At 62.4% G+C, this 24,296-nt stretch carries 26 protein-coding genes; 15 read left to right on the forward strand and 11 right to left on the reverse strand.

The features are described from left to right. Positions 1-486, forward strand: coding sequence for a YbaK/EbsC family protein (locus tag HCN58_RS23025; protein ID WP_171581653.1), 486 nt, complete (start codon positions 1-3; stop codon positions 484-486). Here HCN58_RS23025 and HCN58_RS23030 read toward each other — a convergent pair. From HCN58_RS23030 to HCN58_RS23040, 3 genes are all read right to left on the reverse strand, one after another. Beyond that, positions 483-842 (reverse strand): hypothetical protein, encoded by a 360-nt coding sequence (locus HCN58_RS23030; RefSeq protein WP_171581654.1) that lies wholly within the window; start codon positions 840-842, stop codon positions 483-485. The two genes, HCN58_RS23025 and HCN58_RS23030, sit on opposite strands and share 4 nt — an antisense overlap. A gap of 135 nt (positions 843-977) precedes the next feature. Then, entirely contained in the window at positions 978-1,967 is a 990-nt protein-coding gene (locus HCN58_RS23035; RefSeq protein WP_171581655.1) for a tripartite tricarboxylate transporter substrate binding protein, read from the reverse strand. Positions 1,968-2,149: 182 nt separating this feature from the next. After that, on the reverse strand, positions 2,150-3,058 hold the full coding sequence (locus HCN58_RS23040; RefSeq protein ID WP_171581656.1) for a LysR family transcriptional regulator: 909 nt from the start codon (positions 3,056-3,058) through the stop codon (positions 2,150-2,152). A 115-nt stretch (positions 3,059-3,173) separates the two neighbouring features. On the opposite strand from HCN58_RS23040, the gene HCN58_RS23045 reads away from it, so the two are divergent. The 4 genes from HCN58_RS23045 (at position 3,174) to HCN58_RS23055 (ending at position 5,824) form a co-directional block, all read left to right on the forward strand. Further along, positions 3,174-3,872 carry a pirin family protein gene (locus HCN58_RS23045; RefSeq protein ID WP_171581657.1) on the forward strand — a complete coding sequence of 233 codons (699 nt, stop codon included), beginning with the start codon at positions 3,174-3,176 and terminating at the stop codon, positions 3,870-3,872. Between the two features lie 130 nt (positions 3,873-4,002). Beyond that, on the forward strand, positions 4,003-4,602 hold the full coding sequence (gene wrbA, locus HCN58_RS23050; RefSeq protein WP_171581658.1) for an NAD(P)H:quinone oxidoreductase: 600 nt from the start codon (positions 4,003-4,005) through the stop codon (positions 4,600-4,602). A gap of 70 nt (positions 4,603-4,672) precedes the next feature. Then, positions 4,673-4,804: a hypothetical protein gene (locus tag HCN58_RS36805; RefSeq protein WP_283814615.1), complete on the forward strand. Its 132-nt coding sequence runs from the start codon at positions 4,673-4,675 to the stop codon at positions 4,802-4,804. 72 nt (positions 4,805-4,876) lie between these two features. Further along, positions 4,877-5,824: a DUF5996 family protein gene (locus HCN58_RS23055; RefSeq protein ID WP_171581659.1), complete on the forward strand. Its 948-nt coding sequence runs from the start codon at positions 4,877-4,879 to the stop codon at positions 5,822-5,824. 110 nt (positions 5,825-5,934) lie between these two features. On the opposite strand, the gene HCN58_RS23060 is transcribed toward HCN58_RS23055, so the two are convergent. The 3 genes from HCN58_RS23060 to HCN58_RS23070 form a co-directional block, all read right to left on the reverse strand. Next, a complete protein-coding gene (locus HCN58_RS23060) occupies positions 5,935-6,126 on the reverse strand; it encodes a hypothetical protein (protein WP_171581660.1) in 192 nt (63 codons plus the stop codon). 169 nt (positions 6,127-6,295) lie between these two features. Further along, positions 6,296-7,480 (reverse strand): GNAT family N-acetyltransferase, encoded by a 1,185-nt coding sequence (locus HCN58_RS23065; RefSeq protein ID WP_171581661.1) that lies wholly within the window; start codon positions 7,478-7,480, stop codon positions 6,296-6,298. Between the two features lie 12 nt (positions 7,481-7,492). After that, the gene (locus tag HCN58_RS23070; RefSeq protein ID WP_171581662.1) at positions 7,493-8,425 is read right to left on the reverse strand and encodes a cupin-like domain-containing protein; all 933 of its coding nucleotides are present in this window, start codon (positions 8,423-8,425) and stop codon (positions 7,493-7,495) included. A 231-nt stretch (positions 8,426-8,656) separates the two neighbouring features. On the opposite strand from HCN58_RS23070, the gene HCN58_RS23075 reads away from it, so the two are divergent. After that, a complete protein-coding gene (locus HCN58_RS23075; RefSeq protein WP_171581663.1) occupies positions 8,657-9,772 on the forward strand; it encodes a glycosyltransferase family protein in 1,116 nt (371 codons plus the stop codon). 74 nt (positions 9,773-9,846) lie between these two features. On the opposite strand, the gene HCN58_RS23080 is transcribed toward HCN58_RS23075, so the two are convergent. The 4 genes from HCN58_RS23080 to HCN58_RS23095 form a co-directional block, all read right to left on the reverse strand. Continuing rightward, on the reverse strand, positions 9,847-11,160 hold the full coding sequence (locus HCN58_RS23080; RefSeq protein ID WP_171581664.1) for an O-antigen ligase family protein: 1,314 nt from the start codon (positions 11,158-11,160) through the stop codon (positions 9,847-9,849). Beyond that, on the reverse strand, positions 11,157-12,206 hold the full coding sequence (locus HCN58_RS23085) for a glycosyltransferase family 2 protein (protein ID WP_311966854.1): 1,050 nt from the start codon (positions 12,204-12,206) through the stop codon (positions 11,157-11,159). The genes HCN58_RS23080 and HCN58_RS23085 overlap by 4 nt, the downstream gene beginning before the upstream one ends. Before the next feature lie 214 nt (positions 12,207-12,420). Beyond that, positions 12,421-13,407, reverse strand: a complete 987-nt coding sequence (locus HCN58_RS23090) for a glycoside hydrolase family 26 protein (protein ID WP_171581665.1) — start codon at positions 13,405-13,407, stop codon at positions 12,421-12,423. Beyond that, positions 13,365-13,913, reverse strand: a complete 549-nt coding sequence (locus HCN58_RS23095) for a hypothetical protein (RefSeq protein WP_171581666.1) — start codon at positions 13,911-13,913, stop codon at positions 13,365-13,367. The genes HCN58_RS23090 and HCN58_RS23095 overlap by 43 nt, the downstream gene beginning before the upstream one ends. Before the next feature lie 70 nt (positions 13,914-13,983). Between HCN58_RS23095 and HCN58_RS23100 the strand changes: the two genes are divergently transcribed. From HCN58_RS23100 to galE, 7 genes are all read left to right on the forward strand, one after another. After that, a complete protein-coding gene (locus HCN58_RS23100) occupies positions 13,984-15,492 on the forward strand; it encodes an oligosaccharide flippase family protein (RefSeq protein WP_171581667.1) in 1,509 nt (502 codons plus the stop codon). Next, a complete protein-coding gene (locus HCN58_RS23105) occupies positions 15,492-16,700 on the forward strand; it encodes a hypothetical protein (RefSeq protein WP_171581668.1) in 1,209 nt (402 codons plus the stop codon). Before HCN58_RS23100 ends, HCN58_RS23105 begins: the two co-directional genes overlap by 1 nt. 40 nt (positions 16,701-16,740) lie before the next feature. Then, positions 16,741-17,535: a class I SAM-dependent methyltransferase gene (locus HCN58_RS23110; RefSeq protein WP_171581854.1), complete on the forward strand. Its 795-nt coding sequence runs from the start codon at positions 16,741-16,743 to the stop codon at positions 17,533-17,535. 4 nt (positions 17,536-17,539) lie between these two features. Continuing rightward, a complete protein-coding gene (locus HCN58_RS23115) occupies positions 17,540-18,292 on the forward strand; it encodes a polysaccharide deacetylase family protein (RefSeq protein ID WP_235983797.1) in 753 nt (250 codons plus the stop codon). Between the two features lie 156 nt (positions 18,293-18,448). Beyond that, the gene (locus HCN58_RS23120; RefSeq protein WP_171581669.1) at positions 18,449-20,740 is read left to right on the forward strand and encodes a GumC family protein; all 2,292 of its coding nucleotides are present in this window, start codon (positions 18,449-18,451) and stop codon (positions 20,738-20,740) included. Next, complete coding sequence (locus HCN58_RS23125; RefSeq protein ID WP_171581670.1) at positions 20,733-21,557, forward strand: WecB/TagA/CpsF family glycosyltransferase; 825 nt, start codon at positions 20,733-20,735, stop codon at positions 21,555-21,557. Before HCN58_RS23120 ends, HCN58_RS23125 begins: the two co-directional genes overlap by 8 nt. Then, positions 21,554-22,564, forward strand: coding sequence for a UDP-glucose 4-epimerase GalE (gene galE / locus HCN58_RS23130; protein ID WP_171581671.1), 1,011 nt, complete (start codon positions 21,554-21,556; stop codon positions 22,562-22,564). Before HCN58_RS23125 ends, galE begins: the two co-directional genes overlap by 4 nt. A 102-nt stretch (positions 22,565-22,666) precedes the next feature. Here galE and HCN58_RS23135 read toward each other — a convergent pair whose 3' ends face one another. Next, positions 22,667-23,269 (reverse strand): 3-keto-disaccharide hydrolase, encoded by a 603-nt coding sequence (locus tag HCN58_RS23135; RefSeq protein WP_171581672.1) that lies wholly within the window; start codon positions 23,267-23,269, stop codon positions 22,667-22,669. Between the two features lie 442 nt (positions 23,270-23,711). On the opposite strand from HCN58_RS23135, the gene HCN58_RS35345 reads away from it, so the two are divergent. Next, positions 23,712-23,957, forward strand: coding sequence for a cupin domain-containing protein (locus HCN58_RS35345; RefSeq protein ID WP_210266104.1), 246 nt, complete (start codon positions 23,712-23,714; stop codon positions 23,955-23,957). Positions 23,958-24,049: 92 nt separating this feature from the next. Then, complete coding sequence (locus tag HCN58_RS23145) at positions 24,050-24,289, forward strand: DUF2171 domain-containing protein (protein WP_171581673.1); 240 nt, start codon at positions 24,050-24,052, stop codon at positions 24,287-24,289. Positions 24,290-24,296 lie beyond the last annotated feature (7 nt).

Raw genomic sequence — 24,296 nt, forward strand, 5'->3', positions numbered from 1 at the left:
ATGAGTCTAGAGTCCGTGCGCGCCTTCTTTGCAGAAAAGGCGCCCGAAATTTCCGTGATGGAATCCCAGATGAGTTCGGCGACCGTCGCGCTGGCGGCAGAGGCTTACGGCGTTGAGACGGCGCGGATTGCGAAGACGCTGAGCTTGCGGATCGGCGAGCGCGTCGTGCTGATCGTCGCGGCCGGCACGTCGCGAATGGACAACAAAAAGGTGAAGGCGCTGTTCGGGGGAAAGCCGAAGATGCTCGGCCTCGAGGAGGTCGCCGAGATCACCGGCCACGAGGTCGGCGGTGTCTGCCCATTCGGATTGAAGACCCCGCTGCCGGTCTATTGCGACATGTCGCTGAAGGCGTTCGACATCGTGGTGCCGGCCGCGGGCTCGACCCACAGCGCGGTGAAGATCACGCCTGCGCGGATGGCGGAACTGACCGGGGCCGAATGGGTCGACGTCTGCGAGATCAGGGCCGAGCGCGAAGCTGTGGCCTAATCGTCGTTCTCATAATAGGGCGGAGGCTGTATCGGCCGCGGTCTTACCGCCTGCGGCTGCTGGCCTGGCTGCGGGGCGCGGGCACGGGGTGCGTTCTGCTGCAGTCCACGTGGCGGCTGCTGCGCGTCAGCCTGCGATTCGAATACCGCACGGCAATTGGTGGAGAGCTGCGGCGTGTTCTGCCGCAAACATGCCACGATCCGGCTGACATCCGGGATCTGGTCGCCGCAGAGCCGCCAGACGTCGGGTGTGCAGGCCATCTGCTGTTCCCAGGTTCCGCGATATTCCTGCGAGCATGCTGGAGCGATGCCGCCGATCGCGAGGGCAAGGCCGAGGACAATCCGTTGCGTTCGCATGCACGGGTCCTTTCTTTGTATTTTCTCTTCGTATTTTCGGTAGGCGCGGATTTCCGCGCGGCGAAGGCATTGAGCCTGCCGAATGAATGCGGCCACGCGACGTTAGTGCGAACAAAAAAATGTGAAGTGGGTTCCCTACTCCACCTTGCCGATCTTCTTCACCGCCGCGACCAGCCGCGCGCTGTCTTCGGCGACGAATTTTGCAAAGTCCGGCGCGTCCAAATAGGCGACGGGGCTGCCGGCGGTCTCATAGGTCCTGACCACCTCCGGCGCCTTCACCGCGTCCGCCATCGCTTCGCGCAAGCGCGTCGTGATCGGCGCCGGCAATGCGCTCTGGGCGAACAGTCCTGCCCAGATGTAGAACTCGACATCCTTGTAGCCGAGCTCGCGGAAGGTCGGCAGATCAGGAAAACTCTTGACGCGCTCGGCGCCCCAATTCGCGAGCACGCGCATCTTGCCGTCATCGACCTGCTGCTTCAGCGTGCCCGGCGCCGAGGCCACCGCCTGCACGGTGCCGCCGAGCAGCGCGGTCAACGCAGGGCCGGCGCCACGGAACGGTACATGCAGTAATTTGATGCCGGCGCTCGCAGCAAACATCTCCATCGCCACGTGCAGCGTGCCGTAGGGACCGGACGAGCCGTAGGGAATCTGCCCGGGACGCTTCTTGGCGTCGTCGACGAATTCCTGCAGCGTCTTCCACGGCGCGGACGCCGGCACCGCGAGCAGCGTCGGATCGGCGAGCACGCGCGCGATCGGCGCGAATTGCGAGACTTCATACGCCACCGGACGGTCGAACAGCCGGTCGGCTTCCGGCAGCACCGCGAGCGAGGACAGTGTCATCAATAGCGTATGGCCGTCAGGCTCGGCGCGCGCCGCCGCGGCGTTGCCGACCGATCCGCCACCGCCGCCGGCGCGGTTGTCGACGATCACGGGCTTGCCGAGGATCCGCTCCAGCGCCTGCGCGATCGGCCGCGCCGCCAAATCGGCCTGCCCGCCCGGCGGAAATGGCACGATCATGGTGATGTTGCGCGAGGGGTATGGGCCTTGCGCGAAGGCGGGGCTGGAGAGCGCGGCGTGCGCGAGCGGCAGTGCGGCGGCGGCCTTCAGGAGTTCGCGGCGATTCATGGGTAGCTTCTCCCTGTGATCTTGTTTTGATTATGGGAGGAAGCTAGCCGGAAATCGTAGGGTGGCAAAGCGAAGCCTGCCCACCCCTTGATGGAGTTCGCTGCCAGCGTCGGCCCAAATTTAAGGGCATCACACGAAGTGACAATGGTGGGCACGCTGCGCTTTGCCCACCCTACAGCACCTCACCGCTTCTTCGCTTTCGCAAAATGCTTCGTCAGAAACTCCGCCAGCACTTCGACGCGCGCAGGCCTTGGGCCGCCGGGCGGGGTTACCAGATGCACCGCGCCTTCGGGCTGGTGCCAGCCTTTCAGGATCACTTCGACTTCGCCCAATGCAATGGCGTCGCCAACGATGAAGTCCGGCAGGTCGGCAATGCCGAGACCTGCGATAATCGACGGCAACAGCGCCTCGCCATTATTGACGCGGAGCTGGCCCGCGGGACGCACGCTGGCCTGTTCGCCTGACGCATTGGTGTAGTGCCAGACGCCGGGTGTGGAGAGATAGGCGTAGCCGAAGCATTTATGCTCCGCCAAATGCATCGGATGCGTGGGCCTTCCGTGGCGCTTGAGATAGGATGGCGCCGCCACCGTGTAGCGCGGCATCGCGCAGAGCCGCCGCGCGATCAGCGACGAGTCCGGCAGGCGCGCGATGCGCAGCCCGGCATCGAAACCTTCGCCGATCAGATCAACGGTCGCGTCGCTCAAATGAAGATCGATCGAGACTTCCGGATAGGCTTCGAGAAACTCCGGCAAGATCGGCGCCACGGCTTTCACGCCGAACGTCATCGGCACCGCGAGCCGCACCAGCCCGCGCGGCGATATCGATTGCGACAAGGCTTCGTTCTCGGCGTCCTCGCCATCGGCCAACAGCCGCGCGGCGCGCTCGGCCAGTCTCTGCCCGGCATCGGTCAGCGCGAGCCGCCGTGAGGTGCGATTAAACAGCCGCGCGCCGAGCCGCTGCTCCAGCCGGCTGACCGCCTTGGACACGGTGGCCTTGGACAGCGCGAGCTCGGTCGCGGCTGACGCAAACGACCGCAGTTCCACGACTTTTGCGAAAATCGCCAGCGCCTCAAAATCCGGGAGTTTGGACATCGGTCCGGCTCCTGAGTCAATTCTAGAAACAATGAGTTTCAATAGTTTCTATTTCTATACCACGGTGCAAGGCATATCCAAGGGGCATCAAATCGAACCGATGAGGACCACTCCGATGATTGAACTCAGACCCTTTGCAAAACTCGGCAGCGCGGATCACGGCTGGCTGAAAGCAAAACATCACTTCTCGTTCGGCAGCCACTACGACCCCAACAATATGGGCCACGGCGCTTTGCGGGTGTGGAACGACGACGAGATCGCGCCGAATACCGGCTTTCCCGCCCATCCCCATGCCAATATGGAAATCATCACCTATGTCCGCGAAGGCGCGATCACGCACCAGGACTCGCTCGGCAACAAGGGCCGCACCGAGGCCGGCGACGTGCAGGTGATGAGCGCCGGAAGCGGCATCCGTCACTCCGAGTACAATCTGGAGCCTTCGAAGACCAAGATCTTCCAGATCTGGATCGAGCCGACGATCAGAGGCGGCCAGCCGACCTGGGGCGCAAAACCGTTTCCGAAGTCGGATCGCTCCGGCAAGCTCGTGACGATCGCGAGCGGCATTGAAGGCGACAAGGATGCGCTGCCGATCCGCGCCGATGCGCGGGTGCTCGCCACCACGCTCAAGGCCGGCGAGCGCGCGGCGTACGAGGCGACGAACGCGCGTCACCTCTATCTGGTGCCGGCGGCCGGCAGCGTCGAGGTCAACGGCGTGCGCGTCAACGCCCGTGACGGCGCTGCGATCCGCAACGAGGCGAAGCTGACGATTACCGCGCTGGAAGATTCCGAACTGGTGCTGGTCGACGCGGCGTAGTGCTCACCGGGTCTGACCCGGGCATCCATCCCTTCGCGAAGAGTCTTACGAAGTGCGATGGATTCCCGGGTCGAGCCCGGCAATGACACTTCCCCAAAACAACAATCTGCAAACTCGAAGGAAAAACATCATGACCAAAGTACTCGTGCTCTATTATTCCGCCTACGGTCACATCGAGGCGATGGCGAATGCCGTAGCCGAAGGTGCGCGCAAAGCCGGCGCCACCGTCGACGTCAAACGCGTGCCCGAGCTGGTGCCGGACGACATCGCGAAGGCTTCGCACTACAAGCTCGACCAGGTAGCGCCGATCGCAAAGATCGAAGACCTCGCCAATTACGACGCGATCGTCATCGGCACCGGCACCCGTTTCGGCCGAATGGCGTCGCAGATGGCGAACTTCCTTGACCAGGCCGGCGGGCTCTGGGCCAAGGGCGCTCTGCACGGCAAGGTCGGCGGCGCGTTCACCGCGTCGGCGACCCAGCACGGCGGGCAGGAAACCACGCTGTTCTCCATCATCACGAACCTGCTGCATTTCGGCATGACCGTGGTCGGCCTGAACTACGGCTTCGTCGGACAGATGAAGCTCGACGAGGTCACCGGCGGCGCGCCCTATGGCGCGACCACGATCACCGGCGGCGACGGCAGCCGCCAGCCGAGCGAAAATGAACTCGCCGGCGCGCGCTATCAAGGACGAGTGATCGCGGAGACCGCGAACAAGCTGCATGGCTGATACGATATGGGCGGCGTTCTCTTTGTTGAATGCCGCCCTATCTCGTCCTTCGGGGATGATGGATTGAACCATGGTCGAACTTCTCTTTATCGCTCAACTGGCGCGCCGGCCGCTGCAGGCCATGGCGCGGCGCTGGTGGTGCAAGAGCCTCTACCGCGCCTCACGTGGGCAGCGGCGTTGCCGGGAATGCACGAAATCGTGAGCCGCGGTTTTCAAGGGGCCTGGTGAATTCGTGATACCGCTTCTGCCTCACGGCTGGGCACAAGGTTCTGACATGAGCACCCATTCGCAAGCCCCATGGCCGGAATTGCCGACCGCGGCGTGGCGTGACACCTGTGCGACGCTGCATCTCTGGACGCAGGTCGTCGGCAAGATCCGGTTGACCAAATCGCCCTGGCTCAACCATTCCTGGCATGTGACGCTGTATGTCACGCCGCGCGGATTGACGACGTCGCCGGTCCCCGACGGCGCGCGAACCTTTCAGATCGATCTTGATTTGATCGACCACGCTCTGCACATCACAACAAGTGACGGGGCGCAGCGGCAGTTTGCGTTGCCAGGGCAATCCGTCGCCAGCTTCTACACTGTCATCATGGCCACACTTGCCGAGCTCGGCATTGCCGTTGCAATCGACGACATGCCGAACGAGCTGCCTGATCCGGTGCGGTTCTCGCTGGACACCGAGCACGCGTCCTATGATCGCGATGCTGTCGGGCGCTTCCTGCAAATCCTCGTCAATAGCGATCGCGTCTTCAAGCAATTCCGCACCGGCTTTCTCGGCAAGGCAAGTCCAGTGCATTTCTTCTGGGGCAGTTTCGATCTCGCGGTGACGCGCTTCTCGGGACGCCGCGCGCCGCGCCATCCTGGCGGCGTGCCGCATTTGCCCGACGCGGTGGCACATGAAGCCTATTCACACGAGGTCAGCAGCGCCGGCTTCTGGCCAGGCGGCGGCGCGATCGATTATCCTGCGTTCTATTGCTATGCCTATCCCGAGCCGGCAGGCTTCCGCGCGGCGAAGGTGCAACCGGATGCGGCGTTCTTCAGCGAAGCGCTCGGCGAATTCATTCTGCCCTATGACGCCGTGCGCACGGCTGCCGATCCGGACAAGACACTGCTTAATTTCCTGCACGGCACCTATAAGGCCGCGGCAATCGCGGCAAATTGGGATCGCGACGCGCTGGAATGCGATACCGGGCAGCCCGGCGTGGTGCGACAGGTTTGATGCAATGTAGGGTGGGCAAAAGCGCTTTAGCGCGGTGCCCACCATTACACGTACAGATGTCGGGAATGGTGGGCACGCTTCGCTTTGCTCACCCTACGAATTTCGCGCCCTCAATGCCGCAATTCCGGCTTTACAATGGTCTGCCGGACTTCGGCGCCGCAATCGGCGCATTCATAGGTGAAGTCAATCTTTGCCTGGTTCCAGTGCGGTTCGACGTCCCGCACGAACATCGGAAGCCCGACACAGCTCGGACAAATGACGAAACCCGGCTCAATGCCATCATGATGGATATAGGCTGGCATGTTGGCTCTCCCCACGGCAGCAATTCACGAGTAGCCCTTTCACCCGAAGCGCAGCATACGCGCGTGCGGCGAAGCCGATCATCAACTCTCGCGAACACAGGAAGAACGGCTGCACAATCCTGACATGTGTTGCAGATTTGCACGGCTGTTCCCGTGCGGCAACAATGTGTCAATTCTCTTGCGACAGTGGCTTGCCGAGCAGGCGCTTCACCTGGAAGTCGAGCCCCGGATAGTTGCGCAATTCGCGCACCGCGCGATCGCGCAATGCGGGGGGCCATCCGCGCCAGCTCAAGGCGGCGCTGATGTCGATCAGCGGCAGTCGCATGACGCCAAAGCGGCGCTTGTAGGCGTAATTGCCGACAGAGAAGTCGAACTCGCGTACGCCGTCTTTGTGCAGGGCGGCCATGGTGCGCTCGATGATCAGCCGGCCGGGCGAACAGTTCGACCATTTCTCGCCGGCATTGCTGATGCGGATCATCACATAACGTGAGCCGGTCCTGATGCCGAGCAGCGTCGCCACGACCTCGTCGCCGACGGTGAGTGCCGAGACAAGCGCATAGCCGTTGCCGACGCCGTCGCGTACCAGGTTGCGGTAGAACGCGGCGCAGGTCTCGTCATTGAGAATGTAGTTCAGCCCGAGGCTTAGCATCCGCGTGCCCTGCTGAACCTCGGTGGTCGAGAGAATCCGTAGCGCCTCATCGGTATCGGTGACGATCGCAAAGCACGCGGCCGGATCGCGTGTGAACACGCGCCAGCTCCGTTCCAGCTCCTTGCGCACGGTCTTTTCCAGCGTGTAGCGCCAGGCATCGTAATTCTCGCCGGTGGTGACGAGATTGCCGTTGAGCGAGCAGGCTCCGGCAGCGTCGAGCAAGGTCAACGGATTCGGCTTGCCGTCCAGATCGACCGGCACTTTGCGAAGGCGGATGAGATCGGCCGCGTCAGGCATCCGGCGCAGCGCCGACAACAGACTGCGCCAGAGCGCGCGCGCCGCCCTGGCATCGGGCGGCGCGGCGCTGCCGAGGATCGGTGCGTTGTAATCGGTCAGATCGAGATCGGCGAACTCGACGATGGCGATCCTGCCTTGCTGGCGGCGAATCAGCGGCAGCAGCAGCGCCGGTTCGCCAGTCGATGCATCCGTGACAATTGCGATCAATGGCGTCACGCCGTCGGCCCCGGCGAAGGCGCCATACCAGGCATCATACCATTGCGGATGCTGGAACGGTGTCGGCGGACTGATGTCATGCCAGCGCGTGAGTGCCTGGCGCCAGTCGCGCGCCAGTTCGACGCGGAATCCGGCCGCCTGGCTTGTTGAGCGCGCCGCCACTTGCTCCGCACTGGTCGTCAGCACCGTCATCGGCGTGGCGATTTATGCCGCCTTCGGCAGATCGACGATCTTGCCGGGTTCGTTTGCATCGAGGCGGAAATCGATCGCGCGGCGAGCGCTCCGCTCGCGCTTGACCCACTTGCTGTCGCGCGCCAGTTTCTGCAGCACCTTCTTGGCGAAGAACGACGGTCCGTGCAGATTGCTGGTCTTTGGCGTGTAGCCGAAGCGATGGCGCAGCAGGCCATTGGCGAGATGGATGATCTGGGCGCGGCGGATGTCGTAGTTGCCGTAGGACACCGTCATCGAGATGTTGACCGTGCCGAGATTCTCGACGCGGTGCGGCGCGTTGAGCGGCCAGTTCAGCATCTGGCCAGGCTCGAGATCGAACACCTGGGCATGCGCGTCGTACCAGGGCGCATAGGGCAGATCGACCTCCACATCGAACAGCGCGATGTCCTCAAGATGCTCCGGCTTGAGGAACGGCGGTGTATTTGGATAGACGTAGACCCGCTTGCGGCCTGCGATCTGGACCAGCCCCTGCCCCGGCAGATCGGCATGATAATAGACCTGCGCGTCCGGCGAGGAGACCAGAATGCCGGCCTGGTGATTCGGCACCACGAAGCCCGGAACCTTCGTCGCGATCTCCTCGAACATCCGGTCGATCAGCTTGCGATAGCGGCTGTCGACCGCGCCGACGTCGCGCATGTTGAGCCAGAGCCCGCCCCGGGAAATCGCTTCGATGACCTGCCGGCCGGAGAGGTTACCGATATCGCCCTCGCGCCACATCCGGCTGGAGCCCTTCGCGCCCGTCTTCACCAGGCTGTATTGCTCGCGCGGATAACTCTCGATCAGTCGCGCGAGTTCGTCCATCGAGAACGCGGGCGATTTGTGCATCTCGTGTTGCAGCCGGATCGGCTGATGGCTCCAAAGCTCGGAATGGGTGTCATCCCATGCGCTGAAGATCCTGCCCGTCATCGCCGCGCTCCTGCTGATTTCCCATTACTTCGGCCGCTGCCCATCCGGTTGTCCCGAAATTGCGCTGCCGCCATTGCCGTGACCGCCCGATGTCCCGTTATGAGACGGCCGGACGATTCTCATGGTTGGATTGGCAAGAACGGTGCCGGGCAGACGCTGCCGCTTACCGGAAGCTAATGTCTGGGATGTATGGCTAACGCCGATAGTCCCTGGAAACCCCGCCGCCGCACGATGACTGGAGAAACCCGATATCGGGCGCTGTTTCTCGGCGCGGGACCGCAGATGCATTGCGGCATCGGCCAGTTCACCCGGCTATTGCAGGAGACGATCGAAAAGCTCGAGCCTGGAGCTAGCGCCACGTTAACCCTGACGCGCAGCGAGAGTTCGCTCGCAGATATCTGGGGCGCGGTCGGCACGGCGCAAAGCGTGGTCTGTAATTTCCCCATCGTGGCCTGGAAACGCGTGATCTTCGCGCCGCTCGTGGCGCTGGCGATCGGCCGGCTGCGCCGGCGAAAAATTGTACTTATTCAGCACGAATGGGGCGGGCTGCATTGGCTGCGCCGCATCACCTACATTCCGGCGCTGCTGCTGGCCGACACCATTGTCATGTTCTCGTCGCTGGTCCGGCGCGAGCTGGCCGACGATCTCCTGCTCGGCTGGACCGCGAGAAAAAGCGTGCTGGCGCCACTACCGCCGAACATCGAAGCCCCGGCAGGCATTGAAGACTCGAAATTGCGCCATCGGCTCATCGCGGCGAAAGGGGACGGCCGGCTCTTGATTGGTCATTTCGGATCGATCTATCCGAGCAAGCAACCCAATGCGCTGCTCGAGATCGGCGCCATCCTGAAGCAACGCGGGCTCAAGCCGCTGATCGTCTATATCGGCTCCTTCATCCGCGGCGTCGACAAGGTCGAGGAGGAGTTTCATGCCCGCGCCCGAGAACTCGACATCGCTGAGGACGTGATCGTCTCCGGCTTCGTCGCCTCCGATCACGCGGTATTCGGCCTGTTCAGCGAGATCGACGTATTCTGCTATCCGCTCGATGAGGGGATCACCGCGCGGCGCTCGAGCATTCTCACCTGCGTGCAATCCGGCCGTCCGCTGATCGTCGCCGGACCGGCGCTGCCCGAGGAATTCGACCACCATCCGCGCTTCAAGGAATTGATCAGCCGCGGCGCCGTCGTGCTGGTCGCGCGCGGCTCGGATAACGAGGCCTATGCCGACCGGCTCGCCTCAGTTGTCAAACGGCCGCCGGTGTCGTTGCCGTTCGATTTCGACGGCTGGTGGAAGGACGTCGCCGAAGCGGTGCGGGCGGTCATTCCTGGGCGATGCGAAGCATCGAACTAAGGTGCGCGATTGCGCACCTGAGAATCTCGAGATTCCGGGTCTGGTCCTTCGGACCATCCCGGAAATGACGGCTACTATTTTGCCGCCCGGAACCGCGCGAGATAATGCAGGCCGAATACCGCCAACAGGAACGTGAACCACAGCGGATCGGAACGGTCGAGGAAGAAGCTTTCCATCGCCGACAGATAGAGGCCGAACAGCCAGATCCGCAGCAGCATCATGGCCAATGGACCGTTGTTGCCGCCCTCGTCGGCCTGCTGAAAATTCCGCAGGGGCAGGATCACAAGCACCAGCATGAGCAGGACAAGCCCGGGAACGCCCATGCCCAGCGCGGTGTCGAGATAGCCATTGTGGCTATGCGCGGCGAAGCCGGCCCACTCCTTGCCCTCGGGAAGATTTTGAATGGCGCTGCTGCCCCAGAAGGACGCAAAGCCATAGCCGGTGAGCAGCCGTGCACGGAGCGACTGCAGGGCAAACGCCCAGATGTCGGTGCGGCCGGTGAATGTCGAATCGAACGGCAGCAGCTTGGAAATTCCGGCGAGGCCTTCAAACATCACCGTGCCGATGCTCAAAAGGTTCAGCAACACGAGCGGCGTGAGCATGATGATCGCGCGAAGCCAAAACGAGCTGATGACTGAGGTGACCGATGTCAAGAGCAGCACTGCAAAGCACAAGGTCAGCGAACTTTTTCCGGCCGAATACAGCAGGAACAGCGAGGCAAGCGCGATAATGGCGGCGCCGGATATCCGTAGGCCGGAGCGGACAATGTAAACGCCGAGAAACAACACCATCACCATGATGGCCGCGGCCTGATTCTTATGACCGAACGCGCCGCGCCAATTGCCGGCCAGTCCCGGCTCCTGCGGATCGCTCGCCAGGTGAATCGAAAGATCCGGGGCCAGCAATATTCCGAGGTAACAGATAGCCAGCAATGCGAGCGCTGCGATCGTAAACCAATGCATCAATTGCTGCTGTGACCGTGGCAGCAGCATCAGCGAGGCGGCCACCGCGACAACGCAGATCGTCAGCGAAAGACGCTTGATCGACATTGTCGGATCGAACGACAACACGACGGTCACCAGCACCCAGGCGCCGAACACGACAAACGCCGGCGACAACAATGTCGCCAACCCCCTCGCGTCATTTCGCAAGGCGAGCGCGACCGTCAGCACGCTGAGCGCGCCGAATACCGCATAGGTCGCGAGCTCGTTGCCCGTGCCGACGTCGCCAATCTGCATGTCGCCGAGGCTGACGAACGGATGCAGTGAGATCCAGCCGAGCAGCAGCGTACCGACAAACGTCGCGCCGCGAACGATATCCATCACCTGCTGGCGCTCTATCCCGGCGGCAACGTTGCGGATTTCAGATGCGTCGATGAGCTGGCTCATGAGACGATCTTTGACGCCTTGTAGGGTTGGGGTTCGAGGCCGAACGCGGCCAGCAAGCTGCCGATCGCAACCGTGACGGGATGCATGGCAATGGTCCGCTCACGTTCAGTGAGCACCGCGTGCACGGCATAGCCAAGCGAAAGCGGCAAGGCTGCCAGCAGTTTGGCGGTCAACTTTGCCCGCAGCCAGACCGTCGGCGTCGCCTTGCGCTGGACGTGGTAATTGATTGCGCCGATCCGCAGGCCCCGCATCGCCAACCATTTCAGGCTGGTCCGGCTTTGCGGCACGGTCTCGCTGATCGCAGCTTCAGCCGCCCAGTGAAACCGCATGCCGAGCCTTCGACAACGGTAGAAGAAATCGGTGTCCCCGCCGCCCAGAAAATTGAAACGGAGGTCGAACGCCGGCATGCCCAACTGATCGAACACCGCGCGCCGGATCAGGCAATTGCCGCAGCCATAGATCACCGGCACCGGACCTGAGGCGTCGTAGGCCGGCGCAAACGCGGGGTGACGATGCAGTCCGCGCTTCCGTTCGTCATCGAATTCAGGGAATACCGGACCGCCGACGATGTCGGCGCCGGTCGCTTCCGCAGTCCCGATCATCTGCTCCAGCCAGTCCGGCGAAGCGATTTCGTCATCGTCGATCATCAGGAAGTTGTTAGCCAGCGGGAACATCTGCAGCGCCGTCTCGAAGGCCGCGTTGATCGCATAACAGTTTCCCTGCCGCGGCTCTATCACGCACAGCCCTGCAAACTTCCCCGACGCCAAGTATTCTGCGGCAACCGGCACGCTCTCGCTCTTCGACGCATCGTTCTCTACCATCACGACGGCGAAGCGACGGCTGGTGCGCTGAGCGGTAAGCGACTGCAGCGTCCGGCGCAGGTATTGAGGACGGCGAAAACAGGGAATGCAAACCACCGCTTCGATTCCCGGATCGAGCGCCGGCGAAGCCGCCACCAGCGCGCGCAGTGCCCTGACCGGCGGATCAGGCCTGTCGATCCTTATGTCGGCGGTCGAAATCTCTGCCATGAAAGTCTGGTTGTTCACGAATATTGTCTCATCGTCCCGAAACGGGATTGCCGGATTAATTCCGGCACACTTCCGTCTCGATAAGCCGCTCGCTCCGGGATTTATCCGGCCGTCGCGAACGTAATGCGCACGGTGGTGCAAAATTCGATCCGGCAGCGAAACGTGAGGCACCAAACTCCGACCACGGTTAATGGACGGGGTTAATCCGCGCTGAACGAACGCTGAGTGCAGATCAGCGGCTGAACAGTTTTCGGAACAGAAACTGCGATTTCGGAAACTGGCCGTTGTCGATCTGGGTGGGCCATGCCCCGTCGACGTCGAAATAGGCGGCGTAGGCAATCCTGTCTTCGTTCTTCATGAACCAGTCATGCATCTGCTGAACGAAGAAGGGATTGTCACCGGCATTGCCCACACCCCATTCGGGATAGCTCATGCGCTTGCCGTGCAGATGCGCAAACTCGCGGTGCCATTCGAGGCCGAACGGCGCCTTAATGTAAAAAGTGTTCCAGCGATCCTCGTCGGAGCCTTCATGCTTGAAGTCGTATACGTCGATACCGATGTAGTCGACGACATCGTCGCCGGGATAGCTCGCATCCGCCGGCGTGTCCTGCGGACCCCATCCCGGACACCAATCAAACTTGAAGCCGGTGGAGTGACGGCGGAATATCTCCACAACCCGGCGGAACGCCTCGATGTAATCGGCTTCATGCCCCTTCGCGAACCACGCCATTTCAGCCAAGTTCATTTCCCAGCCGAGCCGGATGATCGCCTGGGGATGCGCCTCTGAAATCGCCCGTGCCGCCGCTTCGAATTCGGCATCGTGCAAGCCTTCGGCAACGTCGGCGAGAGGCGTGCCCTTCATGGTGAGCGGGATCGACCAGACCACATTGCGCGCAGGGTTGAGCTTCTTCCAAACGCCGGGAACCCAACTCACTTTGGAGAAGTCCTCCCAGGTCGTTTGTCCATAGAAGTCGACGCCGAGCACCGAGGATGGCTTTTGCTTCAGCCATTTTTCCCACGCTTGCAGCGTATGCTCGCGTCCCGCGGGCCCCCAATTGACGAAGGCGCCCGCGAACTTCGACGGAGTGGACGTGGCGCGCGAGGCGGCATTGCTGTCGACGTGCGCCAACAGCAGCACGGTCAGGACGAAGGCCGCCAGGAACAGCATCAGCCGCTTCAGGCCGTGTTTCTTGCGCCGGCTCGGATCAATTCGAAACATCGCCCGTCCTCGCGTGCTTTCTGGCAAAGACCGCCGACACGGCGGTAACGCACCATAGGAAACGGTTGCGATGTTGAGCTCCCGCCGTCGCAAAAGGAGACGGGCCGGACAAGGCGGCTGTCCCAAAAGGAACAGGAGCCTCGCAGTGCCCACTTTGCGGAAACAGATGTTGTCGAAAAAAATATAGCCAAACGGTCATCAGCAATCCATTCGCCGAGAAGGCCGGCGATCTCGCTGACGAGCTTTGCAATATCCAGTCCACTGCGGCCACACGGGCGAACAGCGCGTCTGAAATGGTTACTGCGCAGCGAAAGCCGCAGCGGCGTGTCACAAATGCGGACAGCGCGGACAGGACGGATGTGCCGAAAATTGCCGGCCGCGCCGTTTATCCGCAAGAGACGGCTGAAAACCATCGGGTTAACCACGCTGGTGCGCCGCAAGACACGCCGCGACGGTTCGGCACCGATCTTGCTCCATGGGATGCGAAGGAGGTTTGCGCCGGACAACGGCGGGCCTCCGGCGGATTGTTGAGATGAATTGTGCCGTGTCGTTAACCCTGGACCTATTGCCGCAGTAATGCTCAGCCAGACCTTCCACTATTCGGTTGCGAGCGTCGTATCGGCCGCTATCGGCTTGCTGAACGCGGTCGTGTTCACGCGGCTGCTCGCTCCGGACGAGTATGGAGTCTATGTCGTCGGTCTCAGCACTGCGGGCATCGTCTCGGCGCTGCTGTTCACCTGGGTTCGCGTCGCCGCGCTGCGGTTTCAGTCGGAGGGCGGTGCGGTCGACGTCAGAAAGACCATTTTTCTCGCCTATCTCATCTCCGCGTTCGCCGCGCCCGTCGCACTCCTTGTTGCCACGCTGACGACGTCGGTATCGCTGGAACGAAATATCGCCGCCATCTTCTTTGCGCTGGGGCTCGGCCTGTTTGAACTCGGGCAGGAACTGCTCAAGGCACGGCTGCGATCGCTTGCATTCATGACAGCGTCGATCATCCGCGCCTGCCTGGCGTTCACGCTGTGTCTCGTCGCGGCGCTTCTGGGAGGCGGCGGACTGTGCCAGCTCGCGATGGTGGCCATCACCTATTTCGTCACGACGACGCTGTTTGCGAGCACGATCCTGCGCTCGCCGGTCGCGGGCCCAAGAATTTCCGATCTGCGGACGTTTGCAGCCTTCGGCATACCGATCACGCTGTCCGGCATCGTCTTCGCGATCCATGCCGCGCTCGACCGCATGCTGGTGTTTCACTTCATGGGCGACCACGCGGCAGGCCAGTATGGTGCTTCCGCCGATCTCGTCCGGCAGATCATCCTGATTCCGGCGGTAAGCATCGCATCGGCGACGATCCCGCTGGCGGTGCGCGCCTACGCCAACGACGGCGCCCGCGAGGCGCGGCGGCATCTGGAATTCAGCCTTGAAATCCTCTTGGCCGCCGTCCTGCCGGCCGTCGCCGGCGTAGCGCTGACCAGCAGCTATATCGCCGGCGTGATCCTCGGCAGCGAGTTCAGGGAGACCGCGGCACGGATCATGCCGATCCTGGCATTCGCCTGGTTGTTCCAGTCATTTTCCCAGTCCTATATTCACGCTAGCTTTCATCTCGCCAAGACGCCGTTCATGATGACGACGCAGAGCATCGCGATGCTGATCGCGAACCTCGCTGTCATGCCGGTTCTGCTCGCCCGATTTGGCCTGGTCGGCGCGGCATCGAGCCTTGTCATCGTCGAAGCATTCGGCGCGGGGTTCGGCTGGTATCTCACCCGGAAGGCGTTTCCACTTCCCTTCGACGCATTCCGGCTCATGCGCATCGTCGCGGCAACGGCGATCATGGCGGTGGTGCTGATGGTGCTCAAACCGCTGCTTCCGATCAGTGTGGTCTCGTTTGGCGTGCTGGCGGCAATCGGCTGCCTCGTATACGTCGCCGCGGCCTTCGCATTCGACATCGCCTACCTGCGGACGGCAGTGATCGCCTATGGCGCGCGGCGCAAGCTCTGGCCGGCCAGCCAATCGAAGCACGAAAGACTCGGCACCCCGTCCATCACCGCCCCGTCCACGGGATTACCCAACATGTCGATCAGAAAGCCATGATGCGGCTCGTCAGCAAGAATCCGGTCGTTACAGCCGACAATCGACATGTCATCCGGCGGACCAATCCGGTGTCGCTGTCGGACTTTACCGGCAAGCGGCGCGAGGCGACGCGCCCCATCGAGTTTCGCGGCGACAATTTCGACCGCGACTTCGACAGCAATACGCTGTTCTACGATGCGGTGCAGGTCAGCAACTCAAAGGTTGCGCTGTTTGCACCGCCGTTTTTCAACCTCGCCCGCGACGTGGCAGCGACAACCTTCATCAGCGGCGCCGGGACCTGCAAGGCGCGGATAAGGCACCTCGATCGCCACGCCCAGTTGTGGCTGGACATTCCCGAGAATGCTGGCCCGGTCCAGGCCTTGGGCGAACTGGGCAGCTTCGCGTTCTCGGTGTCGCCCAACGTGTCGGAAATGTTCCGGGATTGCCGTGTCATCTTCACGATGTCGAAGGACAATCCGATCGAATGGATTCTCGATTGGGTGCGGTTCAATCGGGACATTCACGGCGCGGATGCCGTCCTCATCTATGATAACGGCTCCAGCGCGTACGACAGCGCCACCTTGAGCGCGGCGCTTCGATCGATCGCGGGCATCAGATGCTCGGTCGTGATGGAGTGGCCTTTCAAATACGGCCCGCAGGGAGCGAATAGCTGGGACCACTGGGATTCCGATTTCTGCCAGTTGGGCGCCTGGGAGCACGCAAGGTGGCGATTCCTGCAGCATGCCCGAAGCGCCATGAACTCCGACATCGACGAGCTGGTGCTGTCGAATATTGGAAAATCGGTCTTTGAAGCCGCCGAACAATCGTGGACCGGGCTTGTTCGATATCGGGGACGATGGATCATCGGTATCGACGACGATCTCCGCGACGACCACGGCGGTCCTCATCGCCACGCCGACTTCTCGATCTTCATGCCGCCGAAATACCAGTTCTCAAGGCTCGTGACGCGGCGCGACGCCAACGCGTGTCTGCCGAAATGGACGGTGGTGCCCAGCCGGTGCCCGACGCATGCGCAATGGCACGTCCATTCGATCTTCTCCTGGTGGGCCTCGTATTTCTGCACCAAGGACTTTTCGTTCCGGCACTTCCGCGAGATCGGCAGCAACTGGAAATATCAACGCACCAATCGGGTGCCGTTCGATCCGTTGATTCACAAACAAGACCGGGCGTTAGTACAAGCGTTTCAGCGCGTCGATTGGGAAAACTAGAATGAACAAGGCAACCTCCACGTCGGAATGGATGAACTCGATGAACGAGGCAGTCACGATCGGCCACGCGCCGGCAGCCAATTCTCCGGAAGCCGTGCAGCATCCGCAGGCGCTGCTCGAGCTGGCCCATGGCGAGGCGCGGCACAGCCTCTTGACCGTTCATGCCATCCTCGAAGCGACTCTGCCTGAAGGCGAACTCTCGATTTACGAAGCCGGCGGCGGTTCGACCAGCTTCCTGCCGCTCAAGGTGCTGCACCGTGCCCACGTCACCGTGGTCGACATCGACGAGGATCAGATCCGCAACAACGATTATGCGCAGCAGGCGATTCTCGGCGACATCCAGACCTATCGCTTCCGGCCCAACAGCTTCGATCTGGTGATCTGCTACAACGTGATCGAGCACGTACCCGATGTCGAAGCCGCATTGCTGCACTTCTGCGAAGCGCTGAAGCCGAACGGCCTAATCCTGATCGGCGCGCCCAATCCGCGCTCGCTGTCCGGCTTCGTTACAAAGTACTCGCCGCATTGGTTCCATGTCTGGTTCTACCGCTACGTCCGCGGCGACAACAAAGCCGGCTTGCCCGGTCACGCACCATTCCCGACGCTATTCCATCCGCTGGTCACACTTTGCAATCTGGAGGCATTCGCCGAACAGCACGGCCTGCAGATGATCTATCGCAAGCAGTATGAGAGCCCGCGCTATCCGGAGATGCGGCTGCGCATGCCCGTGGTCGCAGCCCTGGTCGATGCCGCCGCGCGCGTGATGAACTTCTTCCTGCCGGGCAAGGCCGACGTTCGGCATGGCGACTACCACGTGATCCTGCGGAAGCGTTGAGACCATGAACGCGATGTTCTCAGAAGCAAGGGCGAAGGTCGGCCATCGGCTGGCGATGCACCTGCGCGTCGATCTGTTCCGGCTGCGCAACAGCACGCCGATGGTCAGCTTCACCTTCGACGATTTGCCAAAGAGCGCGGTGACGACCGGCGCTGCGATGCTGGAAGCGCATGGCGCGCGCGGCACGTTCTATGTCTCGGGCAGCCTGGTCGGCGCCGACGCACCGGACTGGGTCGCGGGCGATGCGGACGACGTGATTGCGCTTCACCGTCGAGGCCACGAGATCGGCTGCCACACGTTCTCTCATCTGCGCGCCTGCGACCTCGACGAGACCGCGATGCGACAGGAGATCATGCGGAACCGCGCTTACCTCCGCGCGCTCGATCCTTCGATCTGGGTCGATAGTTTTGCCTATCCGTTCGGCTACGGCTCCTACGCCCGGAAGTATCAGCTCAGGAAGGAGTTCCAGACCTGCCGCAGCATTGTCCAGGGCGTCAACAGCGGCGGCGTGGATCTGCAGTTCCTGCGCGCCGTGCCGCTGATCGATCGCGAGATGGATCGCGACGGCATCGACCGCGCGTTCGACGAAGCGCAAACCAATAATGGATGGTTAATTTTCTATGGCCACGACGTCATCGACCGGCCAAGCCCCTATGGCTGCTCGCCTGCCCTGCTCGCTCACGCGCTCGCGGCGGCATCGCGGCGGAAAATCCCGGTCCTGACAATGGCGGAGGCGATGCGATGCGCGCGCGGTTAAACGCTTTGTTTGCCATTTCGGTGAATAGTCCCTCCGTGAGTATGGTTAATTTTCCCTGTTGCGTTTTTTCAGCGCTTTTTTCCGGCGCGCCTGGCGTGACCCGAAGAGTAACCCCTCAGCCGATGCGTGCGGCAGTTCGAATGGAAGCTGGGGACGATGCTTATCTATGACCAGCCGATAAAGCCTGACGCCAGACCCGCCGCGGTGACCGCGCCGGCCGGCTTCAGCGTGCTCGATCTGGCCCAACTGCTTTGGCAACGGAAGGTCGCAATCGCATTAGTGGCGCTGATCTTCGCCTGTATTGCCGTTGCGGTCGGCAAGAGCCTGACGCCGAAATACACCGCCTCCGCCCAGCTCTACGTCGATCCCCGCGAATTGCAGCTGGTCGACCGCGAACTGACGCCCCGCGCCCAGGATATTTCCGGCCTTGCCATGGTGGTGGAGAGCCAGGCACGCGTCATCACCTCGAACAACGTACTGCTGCAGGTGATCCGCGATACAAATCTGGAAAAGGATCCGGAGTTCGGCGGCGGCGACGCCAAGGGCCTCCTCGGATCACTGCTCGGCCTGTTCGGAATCGAGCGGCGCCCGACCGCCGAGCAGCAGAAGCAAATTCAGATGGGCGCACTGGAAGCGCTCAATCGCCACATCAACGTCAAGAAGACCGACCGCACCTTCATTGTCGATATCGACGTCTGGTCGTACGAGCCGGACAAGGCGGCGATGCTCGCCAATGCGATCTCGAAAGCCTATTTGGCCGAATCCAAGCAGTCGCAGGCCGCCGCCGCGCGGCGCGCGACCACCGATCTTTCCGGCCGGCTGAAGGAACTGCAGGAGCGGCTTCGTAACGCCGAGAACACGCTTGCGGTCTACAAGGCGCAGAACAATTTCGTTGGCACCCAGGACACGCTGATCAGCGACCAGCAGCTCTCCGCCAGCAACCAACGGCTCGCCGCGGCACGTGCGCTGATGCTAGACGCGCAGGCCAAATACGATCAGATCGTAGCCAGCCGCAAGGCATCGTCCGACGCTGGCGCCATTCCGGAGGCGCTGCAGTCGCCGACCATCGCCAATCTGCGCGCGCAATATGCTGAGGCGCGCAAGCGCCAGGCGGAACTGCAGAGCGAGCTGGGACCGCGTCACCCGGCGCTGCGCCAGATGGAGCAGCAGGTGCAGGACCTGCGCCGCGCAATCAATGAAGAGGTCGATCGCTTCGCGCAGGCCGCGAAGAACGACCTGATCCGCGCCCGCGACTACGAAGCCTCGCTCAACAAGGCGCTGGAGAGCCAGAAGCGCCAGAGCGTGCAGATGAGCCAGGCCTCGGTGCGCCTGCGCGAGCTCGAACGGGAAGTGGAGGCGAGCCGCGACGTCTATCAGTCATTCCTGAAGCGCTCGCGCGAAACCGAAGAGCAGGAGAGCCTGAACACCTCGAACGCACGGATCATCGGCGAGGCCACCGTGCCGCAGCGGCGCACCTTCCCGCCAGCCATGAGCCTGCTCGCGATGATCGGCTTTGTTCTGGGCGGGCTTGCAGCCGCCGGCTGGACCGTCGCGGCCAATCAGTTGATGCCGGGCACGAACCCGCTTCAGCCCCGGGACAAGACGCCGTCGGAAATTTCGAAGGAGCCGGCCGCGCCTGAGGCTGCGACGGAGCCGCCCGTCTCTGAACTGCGGGCGCAACCCGCGGTCAGCCTGATCCAAAAGCCGTTGATCGCGCGCCTGCAGGAAGCCGACGTGATGCGCACGCTCAGTGGCATCCTTGCGACTGATGGCACCGCCGACGTCACTCGATTCGGTTGGCCGACGCTGCGCGCGGGCTTTCCGCTGATGACCGTCCTCAATGCCATGCGCGAGATGCGCACGGCGCTGGCCAAGCGCGCCGGGCAAACGCTGCCCGTGATGGCCGTGATCGGCGCCGGCCCGGATCAAGACTGCAGCATCGCCGCGCTGAACATCGCGCTCGCCGCAGCGCGCGACGGCGCCAAGGTGCTATTGATCGATGCCGACCTCAAGGGACGCGCCCTGTCGGGCAAGGTGGGCCATCTGGACAAGAGCGAGCCCAGCCGATTCGGCTGGCTCAACATCGTCGCCAAGGCACCCCGCGCGATTCAGACCGCCAACGGAATTTCGATCCTGCCGGCCATCAAGGCTACGGACGCAAAGGCGGGCGACGCCATTCGAAAGGCAATTGCACAGGCCCGTTCCACCGGCGGCCATGACCTCGTAATCCTCGACGGACCGGCGATGCCGTGGTGCCAGACCGACCGGAAATTGCTCGACTTGGCCGAGGGACTAGTTGCGATCCTCCCGGTACACCTCGATATCAACGATAGCATGGAAGACATCATCGCAGCCCTCGGCGGGGCCGAGCGCAAGCTGGTCGGTGTCGTCCTCAGCGAAGTCAACCCGGCGGCCGTCGGACAGCAGAGAGACAAGCAATATGCTTGAGCGCCGCGCAAATCCCGTCGGGCGAGCGGCCACGGCCGGCATACCACGCGTCACGCTCGGCGGGCTGCGGCTTGCTGTGCTGGATCTCGAGCAGACGGCGAACTTCATGATCGACGTGGTGTTCCCGCAGCGCCGCATCAATCGTCCGCTCTATCTGACCTCGGCCAATGGCGAGGTGCTGGCGCGCTGCTCGACCGAACCGATGACGGACCGGCTGTTCCGGACCGCCGATCTGATCAATGCCGACGGCCAGCCGCTGGTGACCGTGTCACGGTTCAAATCAAGGACACCGCTGCCCGAACGCGTCGCGACTACCGACCTGTTCCACGTGGTCGCACGCAAGGCGCAGGCGGCCGGCCTGACCTTCTACCTGTTCGGCGCGGACGAGACCGAGAATGCCGCCGCGGTCGCCAGCGTTCGCAGGCAGTATCCCGATCTCAAGATCGTCGGCCGTTGCCACGGCTATGTTCGGGGCGAGGCGTTGCGCGCCAAGGTCGCCGAAATCAACGCGCTGGCGCCGGACTATCTCTGGGTTGCGCTCGGCGTTCCCCATGAACAGGTCTTCGTCGAGGAATTCGCGCCCGCCCTCTCCAATGTCGGCGTCATCAAGACGTCGGGCGGGCTGTTCAACTTCCTGTCGGGCAGCCGCGCCCGCGCGCCGCTGTGGATGCAGCATGCGGGTCTCGAATGGGCCTGGCGCATCTGGCTGGAGCCGCGCCGCCTGTTCTGGCGCTATTTGACCACCAATCCGCGCGCGCTCTATCTGTTGCTGAACAGGAACCGATCGAAGCACATCAACGGGATACGGAACCGATGAGCAGCCGTCCAGCCATTCTCGTCACCGGCGGCGCGGGCTATATCGGCTCGCATTGCTGCCGGGCATTGGATGCGGCGGGTTATCAGCCCGTCGTCTACGACAATCTTTCGACCGGCCACCGCAGTTTTGCCGCGGGCACGCTGGTCGTCGGCGACATCGCCGACAAGGCCCTGCTGGCGCGGACGTTTGCCGAGCACAAAATCGAGGCGGTCATGCACTTCGCCGCGTCGAGCCTGGTCGGCGAATCCGTTGCCGATCCGCAGAAATACTACGTCAACAATCTCGCCGGCACGCTGTCGCTGCTCGAGACCATGCGCGCGGCCGACTGCAACCGCCTGGTTTTTTCATCGACCGGTGCGGTCTACGGCAACGCCGACAGCAAGGCGCTTCGCGAAGACTACCCCTGCGCCCCGATCAACCCCTACGGCGCCTCGAAATGGATGATCGAGCGTGTGCTGACAGATTATCGCACGGCCTATGACTTCGGCTCATTCGCGCTGCGCTACTTCAATGCCGCTGGCGCCGATCCTGTCGGCGGCATCGGTGAGTTGCGCGAGGTGGAAACCCATCTCATTCCCCGCGCCATGATGGCGCTGCAGGGACATGTGCCCGACTTTGCCGTGTTTGGCGACGACTACGAGACGCCTGACGGGACGGCGATCCGCGACTACATCCATGTCACCGATCTCGCGGCTGCCCATGTGCTTGCCCTCAAGCTATTGTTCGAGGGGCACACCGGCGGCGCCTTCAATCTTGGTACCGGTAACGGTTTTTCGGTGCGCGAAATCCTCGCGGCGATCGCGGCCGAGACCGGTCGCGAAGTGCCGCATGTGATCAAGCCGCGCCGCGCGGGTGACCCGACCTATCTGGTCGCCGATCCCTCCGCCGCACGCGCGACACTGAACTTCCGTCCCGCCCATTCGGATCTGGCGACGATCATCCGCACCGCCTGGGCGTGGCACAGGAAGGCTCACCCGCTGAAGACGGGTGCGCCTGGTCGGGATTGAGGCGCGGCAATCTTCCAACCACACGGACTATCCCGATGCGGCGGCACCCCCACCCGCCCTTCCCCGCAAGCGGGAGAGGGCGTCCACGATCACTCGACGGCCTTACAGCGGCTTGATCTGCACCTTGCGGAACTTGATCACCCCCGAACCGTATTGCAGCGCGAATGGGCCGCTGGCGTGTTTTGAATCCTGGACGTCGACGGTTTTCTGTCCGTTCAGCACGACGACGAGATGCGGCCCCTTGGCCGTGATTTCGTAGGTATTCCACTTGCCGCCCGCCTTCGGCATCGGGTCGACCTTGGCGACATCGACGATTGCGCCGGTGCCGTAGGTCGGATCGGGCCGTTTGTCGAAAATGTTGACCTCGTAGCAGATCTTGGCGTCGATCTTGGCCGACTGGTCGCAGCGAATGAAAATTCCGCTGTTGGCGTCATCGTCGGCCCAGAACTCCACCTTCATCTCAAAATCCTTGTAGGAGGCCTTGCTGACGAGATAGGAGGGATCCTTGCCCTCGGTGATCTTGTCTGCGACCAGCGCGCCGTCTTTCATCGCCCAATTGGCTTTGCCGACCTCGGTCCAGTCGCCCATCTTGTTGCCGTCGACGAGCGTCACCCAACCATCGCTCTGGCCGGACGCCACGCTGGAAATTTGAAGGGCGGCCGCGCCCATCAACAGGCCGGCCGCAAGTATCGACAAACGCTTCATGAAACTAGTCCTCCCATGGCTGTTTTCAGTTGGGCGGCAACCTAGCATCACAATGGCGGGCGTAAATCCGTTTTTCATGCTGCAGCTGCGTTGTAGGCATCATGCGTATCGCAGCCGCCGGTCACCATGCATATGCGCACCTTGCTTCCCGAGAACGGGACCAGTTGGGTGGACAGGCAGCAAAGATGAGCCGACTTAAACTGACGAGCCGATCGAGGGACGACTCCATGAAGCTGGCAAGGCGAGCTTGGCGACACCTCACGACGCTGCTGGCGCTCGCCGCGATGGCAGGCATCGGAGCCGCTGCGGAGCTCAATCCGGCCGCGGTCATCTACAAACTGCCGGACCAAATCCCCTGGGGTCCGGTCAATGCGACCGGCGCGCAAAGCGCGGTCGTGGTCGGCGATCCCGCAAAGCCCGGCTTCTACATGGTCTACAACAAGTGGGCCAAGGGCAATCATTTCTCCGCCCGCACTTCCATCCCAACGATCGCTACATCGTCGTGCTGCGGGCACGTGGTGGGTCGGTACGTGGTCAAAATTCGACGGCCAACACGACACCGATGCCGGCCGGCAGTTTCGTCACGCATTTCGGCAAGCAGGTGCATTGGGACGGCGCCAAGGATGAAGACACCGTGCTGATCATGGGCGAAGGTCCGGCGACCTCGACGGCGGCAGAAGAGAAGTGACCCCCGGCCTCGCCGGGTTCTATTCCCGCAGGCAACTATTTTGGGTGCGGCGCGTTTTTATGTGTCCTCCAACCATCTTAGGGATATAGGACATGGCTGTTACCGCGCAGATCAAGGAACATATGGACGTCATCTCGTCGGACAGGAAGACGGTCGGAAAAGTCGACCATCTCGAAGGAACCGACAAGATCAAGCTGACCAAACAGAGCTCGCCTGATGGTGAGCATCACCACTTCATTCCGGTGTCATGGGTCGATCACGTCGATCAGCACGTGCATCTCAATAAATCGGGCGCAGATGTGACCGCGCACTGGCAGCACGGCCGGCAATGACCGGCTG

This window comes from Bradyrhizobium australiense, from assembly GCF_013114825.1.
In the GTDB taxonomy this organism is placed as follows: domain Bacteria; phylum Pseudomonadota; class Alphaproteobacteria; order Rhizobiales; family Xanthobacteraceae; genus Bradyrhizobium; species Bradyrhizobium australiense.

Bases quoted from the DNA above. Each gene is read 5' to 3' on its own strand.
- HCN58_RS23075 (WP_171581663.1), top strand. From the start codon at position 8,657: ATGACTGGAGAAACCCGATATCGGGCGCTGTTTCTCGGCGCGGGACCG.
- HCN58_RS23120 (WP_171581669.1), top strand. From the start codon at position 18,449: ATGCTTATCTATGACCAGCCGATAAAGCCTGACGCCAGACCCGCCGCG.
- HCN58_RS23065 (WP_171581661.1), bottom strand. From the start codon at position 7,480: ATGACGGTGCTGACGACCAGTGCGGAGCAAGTGGCGGCGCGCTCAACA.
- HCN58_RS36805 (WP_283814615.1), top strand. From the start codon at position 4,673: ATGGTCGAACTTCTCTTTATCGCTCAACTGGCGCGCCGGCCGCTGCAG.
- HCN58_RS23110 (WP_171581854.1), top strand. From the start codon at position 16,741: ATGAACGAGGCAGTCACGATCGGCCACGCGCCGGCAGCCAATTCTCCG.
- HCN58_RS23090 (WP_171581665.1), bottom strand. From the start codon at position 13,407: ATGTTTCGAATTGATCCGAGCCGGCGCAAGAAACACGGCCTGAAGCGG.
- HCN58_RS23115 (WP_235983797.1), top strand. From the start codon at position 17,540: ATGAACGCGATGTTCTCAGAAGCAAGGGCGAAGGTCGGCCATCGGCTG.
- HCN58_RS23035 (WP_171581655.1), bottom strand. From the start codon at position 1,967: ATGAATCGCCGCGAACTCCTGAAGGCCGCCGCCGCACTGCCGCTCGCG.
- HCN58_RS23070 (WP_171581662.1), bottom strand. From the start codon at position 8,425: ATGACGGGCAGGATCTTCAGCGCATGGGATGACACCCATTCCGAGCTT.
- HCN58_RS23100 (WP_171581667.1), top strand. From the start codon at position 13,984: ATGCTCAGCCAGACCTTCCACTATTCGGTTGCGAGCGTCGTATCGGCC.
- galE (WP_171581671.1), top strand. From the start codon at position 21,554: ATGAGCAGCCGTCCAGCCATTCTCGTCACCGGCGGCGCGGGCTATATC.
- HCN58_RS23125 (WP_171581670.1), top strand. From the start codon at position 20,733: ATGCTTGAGCGCCGCGCAAATCCCGTCGGGCGAGCGGCCACGGCCGGC.
- HCN58_RS23030 (WP_171581654.1), bottom strand. From the start codon at position 842: ATGCGAACGCAACGGATTGTCCTCGGCCTTGCCCTCGCGATCGGCGGC.
- wrbA (WP_171581658.1), top strand. From the start codon at position 4,003: ATGACCAAAGTACTCGTGCTCTATTATTCCGCCTACGGTCACATCGAG.
- HCN58_RS23135 (WP_171581672.1), bottom strand. From the start codon at position 23,269: ATGAAGCGTTTGTCGATACTTGCGGCCGGCCTGTTGATGGGCGCGGCC.
- HCN58_RS23040 (WP_171581656.1), bottom strand. From the start codon at position 3,058: ATGTCCAAACTCCCGGATTTTGAGGCGCTGGCGATTTTCGCAAAAGTC.
- HCN58_RS23105 (WP_171581668.1), top strand. From the start codon at position 15,492: ATGCGGCTCGTCAGCAAGAATCCGGTCGTTACAGCCGACAATCGACAT.
- HCN58_RS23060 (WP_171581660.1), bottom strand. From the start codon at position 6,126: ATGCCAGCCTATATCCATCATGATGGCATTGAGCCGGGTTTCGTCATT.
- HCN58_RS23055 (WP_171581659.1), top strand. From the start codon at position 4,877: ATGAGCACCCATTCGCAAGCCCCATGGCCGGAATTGCCGACCGCGGCG.
- HCN58_RS23045 (WP_171581657.1), top strand. From the start codon at position 3,174: ATGATTGAACTCAGACCCTTTGCAAAACTCGGCAGCGCGGATCACGGC.
- HCN58_RS23025 (WP_171581653.1), top strand. From the start codon at position 1: ATGAGTCTAGAGTCCGTGCGCGCCTTCTTTGCAGAAAAGGCGCCCGAA.
- HCN58_RS23080 (WP_171581664.1), bottom strand. From the start codon at position 11,160: ATGAGCCAGCTCATCGACGCATCTGAAATCCGCAACGTTGCCGCCGGG.
- HCN58_RS23145 (WP_171581673.1), top strand. From the start codon at position 24,050: ATGGCTGTTACCGCGCAGATCAAGGAACATATGGACGTCATCTCGTCG.